The following is a 19,388-nucleotide window of genomic DNA, read 5'->3' on the forward strand; positions in this document are numbered from 1 at the left end:
TCCTTATCTGACTCTTATGGTGTGGCTGGTGCTCGCGGCCTTCGCGGCCACGGGCGCCAGCATTGCCGTGCCGCTGGTGGTCCAGCGCGTCGTCGACGGACCGATCGTCGACCGCGACCCGACCGGCCTGTGGTGGCTCGGCGGTCTCGTCGCCGCGTTCGGCCTCATCGAGGCGGGGCTCATCTTCATCCGGCGGTGGACCCAGGCGGCGTCCGCGCTGGGCATGGAAGCCACGATCCGTAACGACGTCTACGCCCACCTCCAGCGCCTCCAGATCGGCTTCCACGACCAGTGGCAGTCCGGGCAGCTGCTGTCGCGGGTCACCACCGACCTGTCGGTGATCCGGCGGTTCCTGTCGTTCGGGCTGGTCTTCCTGGTCGTCAACCTGGCCACGTATGTGACGGTGGTCGCGCTCCTCATCCACCTGCGGTGGCCGCTCGGGCTGCTCGTGGCGGCGAGCGCGATCCCGCTGTTCATCCTGAGCCGGCGCTTCTCGAAGGCGTACATCGCCGCCTCCCGGCGGATGCAGGACGAGCTGGGCGACGTGGCCACGCTTGTCGAGGAGTCCGCGCAGGGCTGCGCACGATCAAGGCGTTCGGGCGGCGGCCTTTCATGGCCAAGCGCTTCGGCCAGGAGGCTCGTCAGCTGCACGACACGGCGATCGGCAAGGGGCGGCTGCTCGCACTCAGCTCGGCCCGCTTCGACCTGGTGCCCAACCTGACGCTCGCGGTGGTGCTTGTCGCCGGCTCGGCGACGGTCGCCTCGGGCGGCATGACGCTGGGCGAGCTCGTCGCGTTCGTCTCGCTACAGCTGATGCTGATCTGGCCGATCGAGTCGCTCGGCTGGATCATCGCGAACGCGCAGGAGGCGATGACCGCCGCCGACCGCATCTACGAGGTGCTCGACACCCCGCCCTCCATCGTGGACAGGCCGGGTGCGGTCACGGTGGCCGAGTCCCGTGGCCACGTGCGGTTCGAGAAGGTGGGGTTCACCTACCCGGGCACGGATGCGCCTGTACTCCGCCGCATCGACCTGGACGTGCGACCAGGCGAGACGCTTGCCATCGTCGGCGCCACGGGATGCGGCAAGACAAGCCTTGTCTCGCTGCTGCCCCGCCTCTACGACGTCACCGGCGGGCGGATCACGCTCGACGGGCGGGACATCCGGGACATCCAGCTCGACTCGCTGCGGCGCCTCGTGGGCATGGCGTTCGAAGACCCGACGCTCTTCTCGATGTCGGTGCGGGAAAACCTGACGCTCGGCCGCCGGGAGACCACCGACGACGAGATCTACGAGGCGCTACGGGTGGCGCAGGCCGATTTCGTGTACGACTTGCCGTGGGGGCTCGACACCCGCATCGGCGAGCAGGGGCTCTCCCTCTCCGGCGGGCAGCGGCAGCGGCTCGCGCTGGCCCGCGCGGTTATCGGCCATCCGCGCGTGCTGGTGCTGGACGACCCACTCTCCGCACTCGACGTACACACCGAGGCGCTCGTGGAGGAGGCGCTCGCCCGGGTGCTGCACGGCACCACCGCGCTGCTCGTCGTGCACAGACCGTCCACAGTGGCCCTCGCCGACCGGGTGGCGCTCCTCGACGGCGGTGAGATCGCCGCGATCGGGACCCACTCGGAGCTGCTCGAGACCGTGCCTGCCTACCGCGCCGCCCTGTCCGCCGAAGCGTTGGGTGTCCCGGACGATGTCGTCAGCCGATAGCTGGCGCGGCCGCGCGGCGGACGGGGCCGCCGATCAGACCCTCGCGGAGACCGGATCGGTCGTCCGGCTGCGCGCCCGCAGCCGGGTGCTGCTCGGCTCGCTGATCCGCCCGCACCGCCGGGCACTCGGGCTCGCCATCGGGCTACTGCTGTTGCAGAACGCGGCCGGCATGGCCGGGCCGTACCTGGTCATGCTCGGCATCGACCGGGGCATCCCACCCCTGCGCGACAACGGCGACATGACCCCGCTGATCGCGATCGCCACCGCGTTCCTGGCCGCGGCCGCTGGAGAGTACCTGGGCAAGCGCGGCTTCCTCATCCTCTCCGCCCGGATCGGCCAGGCCGTCCTGCTCGACCTGCGCCAGCGCGTGTACGACCACTTCCAGCGCCTCTCCGTCGACTTCCACGAGCGGTACACCTCAGGCCGGGTCGTGGCCCGCCTCACCAGTGACATGGACTCCATCGCCGAGCTCGTGGACGGCGGCATCGACGACCTCGTGCTCGCCGGCCTCTCCGTACTCTCCGTCGCCGGCATCCTCCTCTGGCTCGACGCCCCACTGGCCGCCGTCACGCTGCTGGCCTTCCCGTTCCTACTGTGGCTGTCCCGCTGGTTCGCCCGCGCCTCCGCCCGCGCGTACCGCCGGACCCGCGAAGCCGTCGCCCTGGTGATCGTCCACTTCGTGGAGTCACTTGGCGGCATCCGCGCGGTGCAGGCGTTCCGGCGCGAGCCCCGCAACCAACAGATCTTCGAAGACCTCAACGACGACTACCGCCAGGCCAACCTGCACGCCTTCCGCCTCATCGCCATCTATTCGCCCGGCATCAAGGTCATCGGCAACATCGCCATCGCCGTCGTCCTCACCTACGGCGGCTGGCAGGTCATGCACGGCCACACCGAGATCGGCGTCCTCGCCGCGTTCCTGCTCTACCTACGCCGCTTCTTCGAACCCATGCAGGAGCTGAGCCAGTTCTACAACGTGCTCCAGTCCGCCACCGCCGCACTCGAAAAGCTCGCCGGCGTACTTGACGAGAAGCCCGCCGTACCCGAGCCCGCGACAGCCGCGGCGCTCCCGGCCGGCGGCGGTGGTGCCCTGACCTTCCGCTCGGTCTGCTTTCACTACCGCCCCGACCAGCCCATCCTGCCCACCCTGGACCTGGACGTCCCGGCCGGGCAGACCGTCGCCCTGGTCGGCCCCACCGGCGCCGGAAAGTCCACCATCGCCAAGCTCGTCGCCCGCTTCTACGACCCGGTCGGCGGCACCGTCACGCTCGACGGCATCGACCTGCGCGAGGTCGCCGACGCCGACCTACGCCGCGCCGTCGTCATGGTCACTCAGGAAAACCACCTCTTCTCCGGCACCGTCGCCGACAACATCCGCTTCGGCCGCCCGGGTTCCTCGGACGAGGAAGTGGCCAAGGCCGCCCGCGCCATCGGCGCTGACGCCTTCATCGAAGCCCTCCCCCACGGGTACGACACCGACGTACACCGCCGCGGCGGCCGCCTCTCCGCGGGGCAGCGGCAGCTTGTCGCCTTCGCCCGCGCCTTCCTGGCCGACCCCACGGTCCTCATCCTCGACGAGGCCACCTCGTCGCTTGACGTCCCCAGCGAACGCCTTGTCCAGCGGGCCCTGCGCACCATCCTTCGCGAACGCACCGCACTCGTCATCGCCCACCGCCTGTCCACAGTGGAGATCGCCGACCGGGTACTCGTCCTGGAAGCCGGACGCATCGTGGAGGACGGCCCGCCAGACGACCTGATCGCCGGTGGTGGCCGCTACGCCGACCTGCACCGGCAGTGGCGCGACTCGCTGGTCTGAGTCGATATCACGGTGCCTGGTCGTGCCGGCGTCCGTACGCTCTAACGCATGACTGATACGGTGCGGAACGCGCGCCCCGGTCTCCCGGACCGTCCCAGGCTGGACGGGCTGGAGGAGAAGTGGGCGCGCCGCTGGCAGGAGGAGGGCACGTACGCGTTCGACCGGTCGAAAGGCCGCTCGGACGTATACGCGATCGACACACCTCCGCCGACCGTATCGGGCGAGCTGCACATGGGGCACGTCTTCTCGTACACGCACACCGATCTCGTGGCCCGCTTCCAGCGCATGCGGGGCAAGATGGTCTTCTATCCGATGGGCTGGGACGACAACGGCCTGCCGACCGAGCGCCGCGTGCAGAATGTCTTCAAGGTGCGCTGCGACCCGTCGATCCCGTACGACCCGGAGTGGACGCCGACGGGCGAGCAGCAGCTCATTTCGCGGCGCAACTTCATCGAGCTGTGTGAGCGGCTCACAGCCGAGGACGAGCAGGCGTTCGAGGCGCTGTGGCGGCGGCTCGGGCTGTCGGTGGACTGGTCGCTGACGTACACGACGATCGGGCACCGCGCCCGGCTCGCCTCGCAGCGGGCGTTCCTGCGCAACCTGGCGCGCGGTGAGGCGTACACCGCCGAGGCGCCGACGCTCTGGGACGTGGGCTTCCGCACCGCCGTCGCGCAGGCGGAGCTGGAGGATCGCGAGCGCCCAGGCGCGTACCACAAGCTGCGCTTTCACGGCCCGGACGGCGAGCCGGTGTACATCGAGACCACCCGGCCCGAGCTGCTGCCGGCCTGCGTGGCGCTGGTGTGCCACCCGTCCGACGAGCGGTACGCGCCGCTGGTCGGCCGCACCGTGCGGACGCCTCTGTTCAACGTGGAGGTGCCGGTCCACGCCCACCCGCTCGCCGACCCGGCCAAGGGCACGGGCATCGCGATGGTGTGCACGTTCGGTGACCTGGCCGACGTGACCTGGTGGCGGGAGCTACAGCTGGGCACCCGCGTGGTGATCGGGCGGGACGGGCGACTGCTGCCCGAGCCACCCGCGGACGTGCCGGCCGGGGCGTATGGGGCGCTCGCCGGGCTCACGGTGAACGCCGCGCGCAAGGCCATCGTCGAGCTGCTGGGCGAAGACCTGGTCGGCGAGCCGCGGGCGATCACGCACCCGGTCAAGTTCTACGAAAACGGCGAGCAGCCGCTGGAGATCGTGGGCACCCGCCAGTGGTATATCCGCAACGGCGGTCGCGACCCCGGCCTGCGGGACACGCTGCTCGCGCGGGGGCGGGAGCTGCGCTGGGTGCCGGAGCACATGCGCCACCGGTACGAACACTGGGTGAGCGGGCTCAACGGCGACTGGCTGATCAGCCGGCAGCGCTTTTTCGGCGTGCCGATTCCCGTCTGGTACCGGCTCGACGGCACTGGCGAGCCGGACCACGACAACCCTCTCACACCCAGTGAGGCACTGCTACCGATCGACCCATCTTCGGACATTCCGGCTGGGTTCACGGCCGAGGAGCGGGGGCAGCCGGGCGGCTTCATCGGCGATCCGGACGTGATGGACACCTGGGCCACTTCCTCGCTTTCACCCCAGATCATCTGTGGGTGGGAGACGGACCCTGACCTGTTCGGGCGGGTGTTCCCGATGGACCTGCGCCCGCAGGGACAGGAGATCATCCGCACCTGGCTCTTCACCTCGGTGGTGCGCGCCCACCTGGAGCAGGGCGTGCTCCCGTGGCACACCACCGTGCAGTCCGGCTGGATCCTGGACCCCGACCGCAAGAAGATGTCGAAGTCCAAGGGAAACGTGGTCACGCCGATGGCACTGCTGGAGGAGCACGGCGCCGACGCGGTCCGGTACTGGGCGGCGAGCGGCCGCCCCGGCACCGACCTCGCGTACGAGCCAAGGCAGATCAAGGTGGGCCGGCGGCTGGCGACGAAGCTGCTCAACGCCTCCAAGTTCGCGCTCGGGCTGGGCGCGGCGGAGGCCTTGCGCTCGCCGGTGACCGAGCCGCTCGACGCGTCGATGCTGGCCGGCCTCGCCACTACGCTGCGCACGGCCACGGCGGCACTCGACGAGTACGACCACACCGCCGCACTCCAGGCGACCGAGGGCTTCTTCTGGACGTTCTGCGACGACTACATCGAGCTTGTCAAGGAGCGGGCGTACGGGTCGGGCGAGGGCGCAGACTCGGCCCGCGCGGCACTCGCGACCGCGCTTTCGGTGCAGCTGCGGCTGTTCGCGCCGTTCCTGCCGTACGCGACCGAGGAGGTGTGGTCGTGGTGGCGGTACGGCTCGGTGCACCGCGCGCCGTGGCCAAGCCGGTACGAGCTGACCGGCGACGGTGACCCCGAGCTGCTGAAGGTGGCCAGCGCCGCCCTGACCCAGGTGCGACGCGCCAAGTCGGACCGACGGTTGTCGATGCGAGCGGACGTCCCATTGGCCGAGGCACTCGGCCCGGCCGAGCAGCTCGACCGGCTGGCCCGCGTGGCCGGCGACTTCAAAGCCGCCGGACGGATCGAGCGGCTCGACCTGCTCCCCGACCGCACGCCCGAGCTGGTCATCGCCTGCGCGTTCTGAGATCTAAAGGGCCGGTCCGGCCAGGGACCGGCCCTTTCCAACGGCACCAGAAGACCAGTTCAAGAGTGAGCTACCGCGATGCCCGCCGTGGTCCAGACCGTCGCTCCCGCGGCCTCACCCTCCGCTGTCCACAACCCCAGCCGGCCTGCCGGCCGCCGACACCGCCCCGTCCCGGCCTGGTGGCCGGGGGGTCAGTAGCGCCCTTCCGCGCCGCGTCCGTGGCGAAAAATTACCCCGACAGAGCCTGTCGCAAAATTGCCCGACTACAGCGTGTGTCGAGAAAACACGGCTGTGTCCGCCGCTGGCCGCCGAACGGCGGCCGGCGAGGGTCAACGAGACCCTCATTTCAAGCGAATCTGGCGATTCTGCGACAGGCTCGACAGGGGCAATGAATCGCCACGGACGACCAGAGCAGCCACCGATCAAGGCCGCGCCCCCTTTCGACTGTGCCCGGCTATCCGCGACCATCGCCGTGGTTGGCCGATGGGATCGGAGCACGCAGCGATCGAGGGAAGCAACCGGTCAAGATTCGCCGGCTCCGCGCATCGCGCGGCCTGGTGGGGCGCAGCCTCACCAGGCCATGCCGGCCCGGGGTTTGGCTTGTGGAGCGCGGAGGGTGAGGCCGCGGGAGCAGCGGTCTGGACCACGACGGACGCCGCGGTAGCCCAAGATCTCGGTCTTTGAAATGTGGTCTAGAACCCGGTCGGCCAGTCGCCGCGCAGGATGCAGGCGCTAGGTGGTCTAGAACTCGGTCGGCCAGTCGCCGCGCAGGATGCGGAGGCCTAGCAGGAAGACGATCAGGGCGGGGAAGACCGCTAGCGTGACCGCCTGCAACCGGTACTGGATCCTGTGGCGGAGCAGCACCAGCCCGTTGGCCGCGACCGCCACGCCCGCGGCCATCATGTAGCCGCCCCACCAGTGGGCGTCGCCGAAGTCGACCAGGTCGGCGTTCATCAGCAGAAACAGCACGCCTAGCGAGGTGCCGCAGAGCGCCAGCGTGGCGATCGTCCGGTGGAACACGCGGGCGATCGGGTGCTGCGGGCGCCACGCGTAGGTACCGGCGATGGCGAGTGTGGGCATGATGATCATGGCTGGCCAGCCCTCGCTCATCACGCCGAACATCAGCATGGCGCCGACCGCGAAAACGATCAAGCCGACCCATGCGACAAGGTAGCCCGTGATGGCCCGGCCGCCGCCCCGGCCGAGCAACGGCGCGCTGGCCGCCGTGATGAATGCGCCGGGCACCAGCACAAATCCGGCCCACCAGTGGAAGTGCCCGGTCGCCTGCGCGATCGCCGTCACCGTCGCGGCGCTGAACGCCAACGCGGCGGCCGCGAACCACCAGGCCCGCATCGGCTGGACCGCCACCGACTGGACCCCCGCCCTCGAATGCGTCTCTACGCTCACGCTAACCGACTCTGCCCGCGCGGCCGCGCGAACACCATCCGGCTAGCCCTACCTCGTCCCGGGGGCCTACCGCCCTTTCCGGCGCGCTCGCTAGAAGTCGCCGCCGCCGAAGTCGCCGCCACCGAAGCCGGCGTCGCCGCCCCAGTCGCCGCCGCCGTAATCGCCCCATAGTCGCCGCCGTAGTCGCCCCCGTCGCCGCCCGCGGCCGCACCCTCGTCGTAGCCCTCGGCGAAGCCGGCGTCGTACCCGTACCCAGGGTCGGCGAAGGCCGGCGAGAAGAGCGCGTCAAAGATCAACAGCCCGCCGATCGCGCCGGCGGCACCGGCGAGGGCAGGCTTCCACCACTGCTGCGAGTACCAGCCCGCCGGCACCGGTCGGCCGTGCACCCGCCCGCCGGGGTAGTAGTACGGCGTGTCGTTGCCCGGCTGCGGCCCCGCCTTGTAGTGCTGGCCCTGGACATCGACCTCGCGCGCCACGGTCAGCTGCCCGGCGCCCTGCGCGGCGGCCAGCGGCGGCAGGTCAGGGCCGGGGTCGAGCCCGAGCGCCAGCCGCGCCGCCCGCGCGTACATCAGCCCCTCGATCGCCGTCTCCCGGGCCAATGCGAACTGCCGCACCGAACGCGCCTGCTCCAGCTGGCTGCCCGCGGCCGTGTACCGCTCACCCGCGTCCACCAGCGCCTGCCGGACGGCCGGGTCGTCACCGTGCAGGTTCATGACCTGGCCGCCCAGCCGCTCGTACCACCGCTGTGCCTCGGCCCGGGCGTCCGCGATGTCCCGAGCGTGCCGAGCCGCGCTCGACCGCCGCAGCCAGAACGCACCACCGGCGATCACGACGATGAACACGACCAGGAAAAACCACTCCATGTCACGACGGTACCCGGCCGGTTTCGTCGTAGTCGTTTGGCAAGCTCACGGACGTGGACATTTCGACGCTGGCCGTGGTGGTCGTCTGCCTCGGCGCGGGCGGCGCCGTGGGGTGGCTGGCCGCGCGGGCCCGGGCCGGCGCGGAGATCGCCCGCCTCGACGCCACGCTGCGCGCCACCCGCGAGGGCGAGGAGCGGCTGGAGCAGTCGATGCGCGCACTGTCCTATGAGGCCACCGCCCAGTCGCAGGAGGCGGTGGCCCGGGCGGTCGCGCCGCTGCACGAGTCGCTGCGCCGCTACGAGCAGCGGGTGGCCGAGCTGGAGCGGGAGCGCGTGGATGCGTACGCGGAGCTGCGCGAGCAGGTGCGCTCGATGTCCACCGTCTCCGGTGAGCTGCGCACCGAGACCAAGCAGCTGGTCGCCGCCCTGCGTGCCCCGCAGGTGCGCGGCCGGTGGGGTGAGCACCAGCTGCGCCGCATCGTCGAGGCGGCCGGGATGCTGGAGCACTGCGACTTCGCCGAGCAGGTGACCGCGGCCAACGACATCCAGGGCGTCCGCCCCGACCTCGTCGTCAGGCTCCATGGTGGACGATCGGTCGTGGTCGACGCCAAGGCGCCCTTCGAGGCGTACCTGGCGGCGATGGAGGCACGCGACGAGCGGGGGCGCGACACCCACCTCGACGCGCACGCCCGGCACGTGCGCGGTCACGTCGACGCGCTGGCGGCGAAGTCGTACTGGAGCGCGTTCGAGCAGACGCCCGAGTTCGTGGTGCTCTTCATGCCGGCCGACCCGTTCCTCGACGCGGCGCTCCAGCGCGACCCGACGCTGCTGGAGCACGCGTTCGCCCGCAACGTGGTGCTCGCCACCCCTGCGACGCTGATGGCACTGCTCCGCACGGTGGCGTACGTGTGGCGCCAGGAGGCGCTCGCCCGCAACGCGCTGGCGGTGCACACGCTGGCCCGCGAGCTGTACGGGCGGCTGTCCACGCTGGGCGAGCACGTGAGCCGGCTGGGTGGGGCGCTCGGTGGCGCGGTGAGCGCGTACAACAAAGCGGTCGGCTCGCTGGAGGCGCGCGTGCTTGTCAGCGCCCGCAAGCTAGCCGAGCTGGGCGTCTCCGACGACGAGCTGGCCGCGCCGGCGCAGGTCGAGATCTCGCCCCGCCAGCCCCAGTCACCCGAGCTGGTCGGCGACTAGGGCCTTCGCCTCCTGGGCCCGGGCGGTCGCGGCGGCCTTCATCTCCCGCTTGAGCTCCTGCGGCAGCGAGAACGTCAGCCGCTCGTCCGCAGTGGTGACCTCGGCCACGTCGGCGAAGCCGCGCGCGGCGAGGTGCTCAAGCACCTGCATGACAAGCTCGTCGGGCACGCTGGCGCCGGAGGTGACGCCGACCGTGGTGGCGCCCTCCAGCCACTCGTCGGCGATCTCGTGCGCGTAGTCGACCAGGTGGCCGCCCCGCGCGCCGGCGTCGAGGGCCACCTCGACAAGCCGCACGGAGTTGGAGGAGTTGCGCGAGCCTACGACGATCACCACGTCACACTGCGGCGCGATCTCCTTGACCACGTGCTGGCGGTTTTGTGTGGCGTAGCAGATGTCGTCGCTGGGCGGCGACTGGAGCAGCGGGAGCCGCTGCTTGAGCCGGGCCACGGTCTCCATCGTCTCGTCCACCGAGAGCGTCGTCTGGGATAGCCACACGACCTTGGACGGGTCACGCACCGTCACCTTGTCGGCGTCCTCGGGGCCGTCGACGAGCTGGACGTGCGCGGGCGCCTCGCCGGCTGTACCGATGACCTCCTCGTGACCCTCGTGCCCGATGAGCAGGATGTCGTAGTCGTCGGCCGCGAACCGCTTCGCCTCCTGGTGCACCTTCGTCACCAGGGGGCAGGTCGCGTCAATGGCCTTGAGCGAACGCGCCTTGGCCTGCTCGTACACCTCCGGGGCCACGCCGTGCGCCGAGAAGATCACGATGGCCCCCTCGGGGACCTCCTCGTTTTCCTCGACGAAGATGGCGCCCTTGGCCTCGAGCGTCGACACCACGTGCTTGTTGTGCACGATCTGCTTGCGCACGTAGATCGGCGGCTCGTAGAGCTTGAGCGCTTCCTCCACGGTCTGCACGGCGCGGTCGACGCCGGCGCAGTACCCACGGGGCTTGGCCAGCAGCACGCGCTTGCGGATCTCGGTCACCTCGCCATCGTACGTGCCTCTCGGGACCGACCGCCCGGCCCGAAGCCTTGATTACCCGATACGGGAACGGGCGCCGCATAGGCTGGCCTGCGTGACGCAGCCGGAAATCCCGAAGAGCACGGCGGACGAGCCCTGGCCGGTCCGGGTGGTCAGCCAGAAGATCGGTGCGTGGGTCGCCAAGCTCGGGTGGGTGTGGGTCGACGGCCAGGTGGCGCAGATCAGCCGGCGCCCGGGCGCGAGCACGGTCTTCCTCACGCTGCGTGACCCGTCCGCCGACCTCAGCCTGACGGTTACGACAAACCGCGATGTACTGGACATCGGCGCCCCGGAGCTGAACGAGGGCGCCCGGGTCGTGCTGCACGCCAAGCCGGAGTTCTACGCCGCGCGCGGCACGCTCAGCCTGCGCGCCGACGAGATCCGCCAGGTGGGGCTCGGCGAGCTGCTGGCCCGGCTGGAAAAGCTCAAGAAACTGCTCGCCGCCGAAGGGCTCTTCGCGCGCGAGCGGAAGCGGCGACCACCGTTCCTGCCGGCACGGATCGGTCTGATCACCGGCCGCTCCTCGGCCGCCGAACGGGACGTGCTGACAAACGCACGACGCCGGTGGCCGTCCGTGGAGTTTCGGGTCGTCAATGTGGCCGTACAGGGCCCGACAGCAGTACCGCAGATCATCGACGCGCTCAAGGTGCTCGACGGCGACGACACGATCGACGTCATCATCATCGCGCGAGGCGGCGGCAGCGTGGAGGACCTGCTGCCCTTCTCCGACGAGGCCCTGTGCCGCGCGGTCTTCGACTGCCGTACGCCGGTGGTCAGCGCGATCGGCCACGAGACGGACATCCCGCTGCTCGACTACGTCGCTGACGTACGCGCCTCCACACCCACCGACGCCGCCAAGCGGATCGTGCCCGACCTCGCCGAGGAGCTGCGCCTCATCGGTGTGGCCCGCCAGCGCCTGGCGCGGGCGGTGACCGGCCTGCTCGACCGCGAGCAACACCGCTTGGACGCCATCCGGTCCCGCCCGGTCCTGGCCCGCCCGCACGTCATGATCGAACAGCGCGTCACGGAAGTCGACGCGCTCCGCGACCGCGCGGCGCGCTGCCTGGATCACAAGCTCGCCGCCGCCAGCGGCGACCTCCGCCACACGCTCGCCCGCCTCCGCGCACTGTCACCCGCCGCGACGCTCGACCGCGGATACGCGATCGTCCAGCGCTCCGACGGCCACGTCGTCCGCTCACCCTCCGATGTCGCCAAGGGAGACGCGCTCCGGGTACGGCTGGCTGCCGGCGACCTGTCCGCCGAGGTGACCGACTCACCAGGGTGACGTGATCGTCCGGCCCGCGTCACGCGGGTAGGGTGACCGACCATGGGCGAGCCGCAGTTGAGCTATGAGCAGGCCCGCGCCGAGCTGGCCTCCGTTGTGGAGCGGCTGGAGGCCGGGGGCGGCTCGCTCGAGGAGTCGCTCGCGCTGTGGGAGCGCGGCGAGCAGCTCGCCGACATCTGTCAGCGGTGGCTCGACGGGGCGCGGGCCCGACTTGAGGCCGCCCGCGCCGCGCGCGAAGAGAGTTAGCCCGCTTCGCGCTCCTCGTCGATGCCGGGCTCGTAGCGCGACCGCTGCTTGGCCGGGCGCAGATCCTTCCGGCGACCACCGGCCGGCGTACGCGGGTGACCCGACGCCCGCTCCTTGGCGCTGCCTGCGACGACGGGGTCATGGCCGCTACGCCGCACTTCCGGCTGCTGCGGGTTGCTCATTTCGGTTCCCCCCGTCCACGCTCGCCCTTCGGTCCGAGACCTCGCTCGGAACGCAATTGGCCGCGCAAACCTTGATCCCGTTGCAGTACCCGGTTTGCCGCCTCGTCGGCGCGCTTGTCCGGGGTGCCCCGATTGTCGATCCTGTCGCGATACCGGGCGCGCTTGATGTCGTACTTGTGGCTCCCCGGTCGCGGGTGCCTGGACACGATTCAACCTCCGTCGTCGGGTGATGCATGTTGGCTACCCGCGCGACGGCCGGTTACACGGTCTCAGCGGTCGCGGCCCACGATCGATGCGGCCGGCTCGGAGACGTGCGCGGACACGATGCGCCAGCCGGCCGGTAGGCGTACCCAGGTCTGCGACTGCCGGCCCACGGCGGTGCCACTTGGGTACTCGAACAGCGTGTTGACCACCGCGTAGTCGGCGCCGAACGTGGTGATCCGGGTCTCCCGGAGCTGCCGCCCGGGCGGGAGCGGCGGCTGCGCCCACCGCCAGGCCCGCTGCTCATCGATGCCCATCTGCTGGTCCGCGATGCCGTAGCGGATGGTCTCCGGCGACTGCCAGAAGAAGTCCACGATGCGGTCCGGCTCGCCAGCGACGAGGGCCGCCTCGTACGCGGCGAAGGCGGCGGCGACCTCGGCCACCACCTCGGGCCGGTTGATCTCCATGCGAATGTTTCCTCCCATGGGAAGGGGCGACGGCCGTGGCCGCCGCCCCGATCGCGCTTTGTCAGGCCGCCGGTGCCGGCGCCTTCTCGAGGTCCGGGGCCGGCCGGGGTGCGGGCACCTCGGCGTCGACCTCGTCCGGTTCGGGCTCGCGGGGTGGCACCTTGGCGAGCGCGAACGCGACGCAGACCACCGCCACGAAGAGGTAGCCGAGCGCGACCTGCCCGTTCGCGTTCCACTCCACCTTTTCGCCGTGGATGAGCCCGATGAACGACAGGATCGTCCCCGAGCCGGCGGCGATCGCCGCGTGCCAGAAGCGCTTGTCGATGATGAACGCGACCATCGCGCCGAGCACAAGGCCGGCGAGGATCGCGCCCTGACCGAGCACCAGTAGGCCGTGGTAGAAGACGCCGGCCCCTTCCAGTGCCGCGTCGCCGACCTGCGCCGCTGACGTACCGGCCGCGGCGAGCGCGTTGTCCATCTGGCCGCTCGCCCACGACGCGATGTTGGGTATCAGTGCGGCAACCACCGCCGCCGCGTGCGCTCTTGGCGTGGCTTGGAAAGCCTGCGCCCCGATCAACAGCCCTATGTAGAGCAGGATGGGCACGATGGCGGGTGTTGGCAGCAGCGCGCCCAACAGTCCGAACATGCCGAGGAAGCAGAGCAGCGCGATGACCACACCGGTCGCCATGGAGTACCCGGTGCGGCCGCCCGCCGCCTTCCAGCCCGGGTGTCCGACGTAGACGGCCGGGGGAAGGGCGAGCCCAGCGCCGAGCCGATGACCGCACCTGCCCCATCGGCGAGCAGTACGCTGCGCAGGTTGTAGTTGTCCCCGGCCGTCGACGCACTCTCCACATTGGTCATCGCCTCGGTGAAGTTGTAGACGCCGAGCGGGATCGCGGTCGCCAGCAGCGGCGCCATGTCACCCAGACCGTCGAAGAGCAGCCCGACCTTGAGATCCGGTACAGCCAACGCGATGTCGCCCGCGGCCGCCTCGACGTCCGGCACCGACATCGCACCGCCGATCCAGCCGATCGCCGTACCGAGCAGGAGCGCGGCGAGGCCGATCGGGATGTTGCCGGGCAGCTTGACGTCGGTGAGCAGGCCGACGAGCAGCAGCGCGAACACCGGCAGCGCGATCCACGCCATGTCCCACATCTGCGCGGCCGGGTTCATCGAGATGAACGTGATGGAGATGCCGGCGAGCGTGCCCAGCAGCGCGGCACGCGGCGCGTACTTGCGGATGTACGGGCCGACGAACGCTCCGATGAGGACGATCACGCCGATGATGAACGCCCACGCCAGACCCGCCTGCCACGCCCGTACCGGGTCGTCGGTGCGCAGGTAGATCGGCAGCATGATCACGAAAATCACGATGAACATGTGCGGCACGCTCGGCCCGTACGGCATTGCCGTCACGTCCGTGCGGTTCTCTTTACGAGCCAGCCGCCGGGCCAGGTACGTGTAGTAGATGTTGCCGAAGACGAGGGCGACGCCGAGCGCCGGCAGGATCGTGCCGAAGACGTCGCCCGACGCCATGTGTACGACGCCGATGCAGAGCCCGGTCAGCGTGAGGACGTTGACCAGCACATTGACGCCGAATCCGAAGAAAGCGTTGGTGTCCCCGCGCACCCAGTACGGAAGTTTCATGACTCCTCCTGAAGAGCCCTGAGCACGTCGGTCGAGTCGGCGACCCAACCGAAGATCCCGCCCTGTGCGGCGATCATGTCGAGCCCCACCCGCTGGAACTCCGGGAAGTAGGACCCGACGCAGTCGGCGAGCACGAGGCACTCGTACCCGCGGTCGTTGGCCTCGCGGACCGTGGTGTGTACGCAGACCTCGGTCGTGACGCCGGTGACGACGAGGCTGGTCACCTTCCGCTCGTCGAGCAGCGCGCCGAGCTCGGTGGCGTAGAACGCGCCCTTGCCCGGCTTGTCGATGACCGGCTCGCCCGGCGCCGGCGCGAGCTCGTCGACGATGTCGTGGCCGTACTCACCGCGGACCAGGATCCGGCCGAGCGGTCCCTCGTCCCCGATCCGCATGCTCGGCGCGCCCCGGGCGAGCTTGGCCGGCGGGCAGTCGGAGAGGTCGGGCAGGTGTCCCTCGCGGGTGTGGATGACGGTCAGCCCGGCCGCTCGCCACTCGGCGAGCAGCGCGGCCAGCGGAGCGATCGTGCGCCGCAGGTGGCTCACGTCGTTGCCGAGCGTCTCGCCGAAGCCGCCCGGCAGCAGGAAGTCACGCTGCATGTCGATGACCAGCAGGGCGGTGCTGGCCGGTTCGAATGTGAACGGCGCCGGCCGCGCCTCGACCGTGGTCACGACGTCGCCTCGATGACGGCGTCGGAGGTGGCGACGCAGCCGAAGACCCCGCCCTGCATGGTCACCATGTGCAGCGCGGCGGCATGGTTGCCGGCGTCGGTGGCACCGGTGCAGTCGGAGAGGATCAGGCACTCGTACCCTCGGTCGTTGGCCTCCCGCATCGTCGTGTGTACGCAGACGTCGGTCGTGATGCCGGTGAGGATCAGGTGGGTGATGCCGCGCGTACGCAGCACGAGGTCGAGGTTGGTGGCGTAGAACGCGCCCTTGCCGGGCTTGTCGATCACCACTTCACCTGGCGCCGGCGCGACCTCGGGCACGATCTCCCAGCCCGGCTCGCCCTTGACCAGGATCCGGCCGCACGGTCCGGCCGAGCCGATCTCGGCGCCGATCTGTGCCGAGCGCCAGCGCTTGTTGGGTGGTAGGTCGGAGAGGTCGGGATCATGCCCCTCGCGGGTGTGTATGACCAGCATGCCGAGGTCGCGGACGTGCGACAGCAGCCGCTGGGTCGCGGGCAGTCCGGCCCGCGTAAGTGCGATGTCGTATCCCATGCTGTCGACGTAGCCACCAGGACCGCAGAAGTCGGTCTGCCAGTCGATGCAAAGCAGGGCGGTGCGCGCGACCGGAGCCGCGCCGTCGTACGGCCAGAGGTAGGGGTCGGCCTTGACGGGTCCGATGGTTGAGCCTGGCATACAGTCGATTGTCGACTGAACCGTTTCCCGTGAGAGTCGCCTGCGTAACGGCGGAATTACGCCAGGTAGGAGCGGGCGCCGTGGCCGGCGAGCTGGGCGATCATGGCCTCCGGGTCGCCCGCGGCGGCCGCCGCCAGCAGCCGCTCGTGCCGGTGCACGCCATCCTCCGCCTGGGCCACCTCGGCCTCGCGGCTGAGGTTGCGCGCCATGAAGAGCTGGAGTTTGACCAAAATCGACTCGTAGACCGCGGTCAGCTGGCTGTTGCCCGACAGCGCGACGACCGCGACGTGGAAGCGGCGGTGCGCCTCGGCGATCTGGAGCCGGTCACCGGCCCTGGTGGCCTCGCTCATCTGGTCGAGCGCGGCGCGCAGCCCGGCCAGGTCGGCGTCCCGGGCCAGCGGCAGCGCGGTCGTGATCGCGTGGCGCTCCAGCACGTCGCGTACGTCGTACAGCTCCTGCACGTCACGGTCGGACAGGGTGGCGACCCGGACCCCACGCCGGGGCACGTGCTCGACGAGCCCCTGCTCGGCCAGCCGGCGCAGTGCCTCGCGCAGCGGCGCCCGGCTGATCCCGAGCCGGCGGGTGAGCTGCTCCTCGACCAGCCGCTCCCCGGATCGGTGCGTCCGCTGAGGATCTCCCGCCGCAGGCGCAGGACGGCCAGCTCCACGAGGCTGAAGCTCTCCAACTCGCCGTCAATGGAAGCCGGTCCGAGGTCGGTCACGACATTCAGCGTACGGCGGCGGCCAGCTCGCGCTGCTCCTCCTCGTGGGCGCTACCCACGATCACGATCGTCCGGCCGTGCTCCGGGAGCACCAACGCCCGCTCGCCCGGACGGGCCGTGTACCGCTGCCAGGGCTGCCCGTCGACCGCGATCGTGCCCTCCGCCTTGCCGCTCTTGGTCAGCTCGGCGGGAAGCAGCTGCTTCGGCGGCACGGCGCTCTGAATCAGCTGGAGGCCGGCGCCGTCCGGCGTCACGTACCCGATGCGGAGAATCTGACCGACCTCCGCCTTCTGGAACGTGGCACTGATCGCCCGCCAGTCTTCGCCGAGGCCAGCGGGCTCGGCGACTGGGAACGCGTTGGCCGACCGGGCCTGCGCGATCGCCGGTGCGGTGTCGACCTCGACTGGCTGGTCACCACCCTGGACGACTCGGTAGATCAAGACCACCAGAAGCACCGGAACGAGCAGCACGATCAGCGACAGCACCATGTCGCGCGGCGTGCGGGAGTTGGCGACGGGCGGCTGCGACGACTGAACCACGTAACCATCTTCTCAGTCCGGCGACCGAACAGGCGTTCAGCCCCCAGGCATGAAAAGATTTGAGCAGCAGGCGCGCCATGAGCTGGGCACCGTGAGCGAGCGCCAGCAAGCAAAAACCCCGCAACGTCGCGAGGAGGAGCGCCATGCTACAGGACCGTATCCCCCAGGATCTCGACCGCAACCTTGCCCTCGAACTGGTCCGGGTCACCGAGGCGGCGGCCATGGCGGCCGGTCGCTGGGTGGGGCGCGGCGACAAGGAGGGCGGCGACGGCGCGGCCGTCGACGCCATGCGCAAGCTGATCAACTCGATTCAGATGCGCGGCATCGTGGTGATCGGCGAGGGCGAGAAGGACAACGCGCCGATGCTCTACAACGGCGAGCAGGTCGGCGACGGCACCGGGCCGGAGGTCGATGTCGCGGTCGACCCGATCGACGGTACGACGCTGATGAGCAAGGGCATGCCGAATGCGCTCGCGGTGCTGGCCGTGGCCGAGCGGGGCGCGATGTTCGACCCGAGCGCGGTCTTCTACATGGAGAAGCTGGCCGTCGGCGCCGACTGCGCGCATGTGATCGACATCAACGCCGGGGTGACGGAAAACCTCCGCCGGGTCGCCAAGGTGAAAAACTCCGGCATGTCGGACGTAACGGTCTGCATCCTCGACCGCCCGCGGCACGAGGAGCTGGTCCGCGAGGTACGGGACACCGGCGCCCGGATCCGCTTCATCTCAGACGGCGACATCGCGGGCGCGATCTCGGCGGCGAGCGAGCAGTCCGACGTCGACGTACTGGTGGGGATCGGCGGCACGCCCGAGGGCATCACGGCCGCGTGCGCGCTCAAGTGCATGGGCGGCGCGATGCAGGCCAAGCTCTGGCCCCGCGACGACGCCGAGCGAGAGAAGGCGATCGCCGCCGGCCACGACCTCGACCGCGTACTCACCACGGACGACCTCGTGACCGGCGACAACTGCTTCTTCGTGGCCACCGGCGTCACCACCGGCGACCTGCTCAAGGGCGTGCGCTATCGGGCCGGCGGCGCGTACACCCAGTCGATCGTCATGCGCTCCAAGAGCGGCACGATCCGGGTGATCGACTCGTACCACCGCCTGGAGAAGCTGGCCCTCTACTCCGCCATCGACTTCGACGGCCGCCCGCTCGCCGAGCTCGGTTAGTGGCCGCCTGGTTGATCAGGGAGTTGGTGGACCGGCGCGCCGACGACACGCCCGACCAAGTCCCTGATCAACTCGCGCGGGCTAGGCGCGGGCGGGGACGTGCGGAGGAAGGTTTCCAGGGCGGCTAGGTCGTCGGTGTTGATGTGGTCGATGTCTGCGGCGACCAGCTCGCGCCAGACCGCGTCGCGCTCCGGGCCGGGCAGGTCGGGCGTGGCCCAGAAGCGCACCCGCTGGCCGTTGGCGTGCGCGGTGGCGATGGCCTGGCGCAGGAGCGTCCGCTCGGCGGCCGGCATCGGGCCCACTCCCTGCCAGGTGAAGACGTTGTTCCAGTTTTCGCTGATCAGCGGCATGAACGAGGCCGACGCGCCGCCACCGAGGTCGGTGCCGCGGCCGTCGAAGAACGCGTACCGCACGGTCTGGCCGGCCATCAGATCGCGCGGCCGGTCACCGCTGATCACGATGGTGACCGCGTCCTGGTGCACCTTGCCGTGCGAATACGTGGTCAGCATCCGGCGGTAGTCGCGCAGCACCCGGTCCAGCTCGGTGTACGTGGCCACGCCCGTGTTCTTGATGTCGACCAGGAGCTGGAGCTGCTGCCGGCTGCCCCGGAAGACCGTGCCGTGGTTGGCCTTGATCCGGCGGGCCAGCGGGTCGAGGTAGAGGCTCTGTAGCGTGCGGCCCGGCACCAGGTCCTCCGGGTCGTGGGCGACGAGCAGCTCCCCGTCGACCAGGTAGATGTCCGCCTCCACGCTGGTGAAGCCGTGGCTGAGCGCGTCGAAGAGCGGCCGCTCGTGCTCGTAGTCGTTGTGCGCGTGGGCCCGCGGCAGCGGCCGGTCATGCCGCCCGTGGTGACCACCGGCCTGCGCCGCGGGCGCCGCCATCGCGACGAGCGCGCCAGCGGCGACCAGCACGGAAAGTGCGCGTCGGAACATCGAGATTCTCCCCAGGATCGATGGGCGCGAACAAACAGGACCCTAGGAGGCTGGGGTGAATCCGC

General features: G+C 70.4%; 17 protein-coding genes and 3 pseudogenes. 7 read left to right on the forward strand and 13 right to left on the reverse strand.

The window, feature by feature from the left end; genetic code table 11:
* Positions 1–16 precede the first annotated feature (16 nt).
* From Pflav_RS29860 to valS, 3 genes and pseudogenes are all read left to right on the forward strand, one after another.
* Positions 17–1,710, forward strand: a pseudogene (locus Pflav_RS29860) (ABC transporter ATP-binding protein).
* On the forward strand, positions 1,694–3,526 hold the full coding sequence (locus tag Pflav_RS29865) for an ABC transporter ATP-binding protein (protein WP_173039984.1): 1,833 nt from the start codon (positions 1,694–1,696) through the stop codon (positions 3,524–3,526). The pseudogene Pflav_RS29860 and the gene Pflav_RS29865 overlap by 17 nt, the downstream one beginning before the upstream one ends.
* A 48-nt stretch (positions 3,527–3,574) precedes the next feature.
* Positions 3,575–6,094 (forward strand): valine--tRNA ligase, encoded by a 2,520-nt coding sequence (valS, locus tag Pflav_RS29870; RefSeq protein WP_173039986.1) that lies wholly within the window; start codon positions 3,575–3,577, stop codon positions 6,092–6,094.
* Positions 6,095–6,835: 741 nt separating this feature from the next.
* Here the strand turns inward: valS and Pflav_RS29875 are convergent.
* Entirely contained in the window at positions 6,836–7,501 is a 666-nt protein-coding gene (locus tag Pflav_RS29875) for a hypothetical protein (RefSeq protein ID WP_173039988.1), read from the reverse strand.
* 90 nt (positions 7,502–7,591) lie between these two features.
* Positions 7,592–8,364, reverse strand: a pseudogene (locus Pflav_RS29880) (hypothetical protein).
* A 53-nt stretch (positions 8,365–8,417) separates the two neighbouring features.
* Between Pflav_RS29880 and rmuC the strand changes: the two are divergent.
* On the forward strand, positions 8,418–9,557 hold the full coding sequence (rmuC, locus tag Pflav_RS29885; RefSeq protein WP_173039990.1) for a DNA recombination protein RmuC: 1,140 nt from the start codon (positions 8,418–8,420) through the stop codon (positions 9,555–9,557).
* Here rmuC and Pflav_RS29890 read toward each other — a convergent pair.
* Positions 9,534–10,541, reverse strand: coding sequence for a 4-hydroxy-3-methylbut-2-enyl diphosphate reductase (locus tag Pflav_RS29890; RefSeq protein WP_173039992.1), 1,008 nt, complete (start codon positions 10,539–10,541; stop codon positions 9,534–9,536). The two genes, rmuC and Pflav_RS29890, sit on opposite strands and share 24 nt — an antisense overlap.
* A gap of 91 nt (positions 10,542–10,632) precedes the next feature.
* On the opposite strand from Pflav_RS29890, the gene xseA reads away from it, so the two are divergent.
* Positions 10,633–11,862, forward strand: coding sequence for an exodeoxyribonuclease VII large subunit (gene xseA, locus Pflav_RS29895; RefSeq protein ID WP_173039994.1), 1,230 nt, complete (start codon positions 10,633–10,635; stop codon positions 11,860–11,862).
* 42 nt (positions 11,863–11,904) lie between these two features.
* The gene (locus Pflav_RS29900) at positions 11,905–12,108 is read left to right on the forward strand and encodes an exodeoxyribonuclease VII small subunit (protein ID WP_173039996.1); all 204 of its coding nucleotides are present in this window, start codon (positions 11,905–11,907) and stop codon (positions 12,106–12,108) included.
* On the opposite strand, the gene Pflav_RS29905 is transcribed toward Pflav_RS29900, so the two are convergent.
* From Pflav_RS29905 to Pflav_RS29935, 9 genes and pseudogenes are all read right to left on the reverse strand, one after another.
* Positions 12,105–12,290, reverse strand: a complete 186-nt coding sequence (locus Pflav_RS29905; protein ID WP_173039998.1) for a hypothetical protein — start codon at positions 12,288–12,290, stop codon at positions 12,105–12,107. The two genes, Pflav_RS29900 and Pflav_RS29905, sit on opposite strands and share 4 nt — an antisense overlap.
* Before the next feature lie 269 nt (positions 12,291–12,559).
* Positions 12,560–12,958, reverse strand: coding sequence for an oxalurate catabolism protein HpxZ (gene hpxZ, locus Pflav_RS29910; protein WP_173039999.1), 399 nt, complete (start codon positions 12,956–12,958; stop codon positions 12,560–12,562).
* A gap of 61 nt (positions 12,959–13,019) precedes the next feature.
* Positions 13,020–13,646, reverse strand: a complete 627-nt coding sequence (locus tag Pflav_RS46420; RefSeq protein WP_232072088.1) for a hypothetical protein — start codon at positions 13,644–13,646, stop codon at positions 13,020–13,022.
* A complete protein-coding gene (locus tag Pflav_RS29915) occupies positions 13,541–14,605 on the reverse strand; it encodes a hypothetical protein (RefSeq protein ID WP_232072090.1) in 1,065 nt (354 codons plus the stop codon). The genes Pflav_RS46420 and Pflav_RS29915 overlap by 106 nt, the downstream gene beginning before the upstream one ends.
* A complete protein-coding gene (locus tag Pflav_RS29920) occupies positions 14,602–15,273 on the reverse strand; it encodes a cysteine hydrolase family protein (RefSeq protein WP_173040000.1) in 672 nt (223 codons plus the stop codon). The genes Pflav_RS29915 and Pflav_RS29920 overlap by 4 nt, the downstream gene beginning before the upstream one ends.
* Entirely contained in the window at positions 15,270–15,962 is a 693-nt protein-coding gene (gene biuH, locus Pflav_RS29925) for a biuret amidohydrolase (RefSeq protein ID WP_173040001.1), read from the reverse strand. Before biuH ends, Pflav_RS29920 begins: the two co-directional genes overlap by 4 nt.
* Before the next feature lie 56 nt (positions 15,963–16,018).
* Entirely contained in the window at positions 16,019–16,468 is a 450-nt protein-coding gene (locus tag Pflav_RS29930) for a GntR family transcriptional regulator (RefSeq protein WP_232072092.1), read from the reverse strand.
* 36 nt (positions 16,469–16,504) lie between these two features.
* Positions 16,505–16,564 (reverse strand): annotated as a pseudogene (locus Pflav_RS48110) (hypothetical protein); the annotation flags it as partial.
* 124 nt (positions 16,565–16,688) lie between these two features.
* Positions 16,689–17,222 (reverse strand): DUF4245 domain-containing protein, encoded by a 534-nt coding sequence (locus Pflav_RS29935; RefSeq protein WP_173040002.1) that lies wholly within the window; start codon positions 17,220–17,222, stop codon positions 16,689–16,691.
* A gap of 143 nt (positions 17,223–17,365) precedes the next feature.
* On the opposite strand from Pflav_RS29935, the gene glpX reads away from it, so the two are divergent.
* Positions 17,366–18,391 carry a class II fructose-bisphosphatase gene (glpX, locus tag Pflav_RS29940; protein ID WP_173040003.1) on the forward strand — a complete coding sequence of 342 codons (1,026 nt, stop codon included), beginning with the start codon at positions 17,366–17,368 and terminating at the stop codon, positions 18,389–18,391.
* Here the strand turns inward: glpX and Pflav_RS29945 are convergent.
* Positions 18,388–19,323, reverse strand: a complete 936-nt coding sequence (locus Pflav_RS29945) for a phosphatidylinositol-specific phospholipase C/glycerophosphodiester phosphodiesterase family protein (RefSeq protein ID WP_173040004.1) — start codon at positions 19,321–19,323, stop codon at positions 18,388–18,390. The genes glpX and Pflav_RS29945 overlap by 4 nt on opposite strands.
* Positions 19,324–19,388 lie beyond the last annotated feature (65 nt).

Source organism: Phytohabitans flavus, from assembly GCF_011764545.1.
Lineage (GTDB): Bacteria > Actinomycetota > Actinomycetes > Mycobacteriales > Micromonosporaceae > Phytohabitans > Phytohabitans flavus.

Coding starts and splice junctions, on each gene's coding strand:
- Pflav_RS29865 (WP_173039984.1), top strand. CDS start 1,694: ATGTCGTCAGCCGATAGCTGGCGCGGCCGCGCGGCGGACGGGGCCGCC.
- valS (WP_173039986.1), top strand. CDS start 3,575: ATGACTGATACGGTGCGGAACGCGCGCCCCGGTCTCCCGGACCGTCCC.
- Pflav_RS29900 (WP_173039996.1), top strand. CDS start 11,905: ATGGGCGAGCCGCAGTTGAGCTATGAGCAGGCCCGCGCCGAGCTGGCC.
- Pflav_RS29905 (WP_173039998.1), bottom strand. CDS start 12,290: ATGAGCAACCCGCAGCAGCCGGAAGTGCGGCGTAGCGGCCATGACCCC.
- hpxZ (WP_173039999.1), bottom strand. CDS start 12,958: ATGGAGATCAACCGGCCCGAGGTGGTGGCCGAGGTCGCCGCCGCCTTC.
- Pflav_RS46420 (WP_232072088.1), bottom strand. CDS start 13,646: ATGGCGACCGGTGTGGTCATCGCGCTGCTCTGCTTCCTCGGCATGTTC.
- Pflav_RS29915 (WP_232072090.1), bottom strand. CDS start 14,605: ATGAAACTTCCGTACTGGGTGCGCGGGGACACCAACGCTTTCTTCGGA.
- biuH (WP_173040001.1), bottom strand. CDS start 15,962: ATGCCAGGCTCAACCATCGGACCCGTCAAGGCCGACCCCTACCTCTGG.
- glpX (WP_173040003.1), top strand. CDS start 17,366: ATGCTACAGGACCGTATCCCCCAGGATCTCGACCGCAACCTTGCCCTC.
- Pflav_RS29945 (WP_173040004.1), bottom strand. CDS start 19,323: ATGTTCCGACGCGCACTTTCCGTGCTGGTCGCCGCTGGCGCGCTCGTC.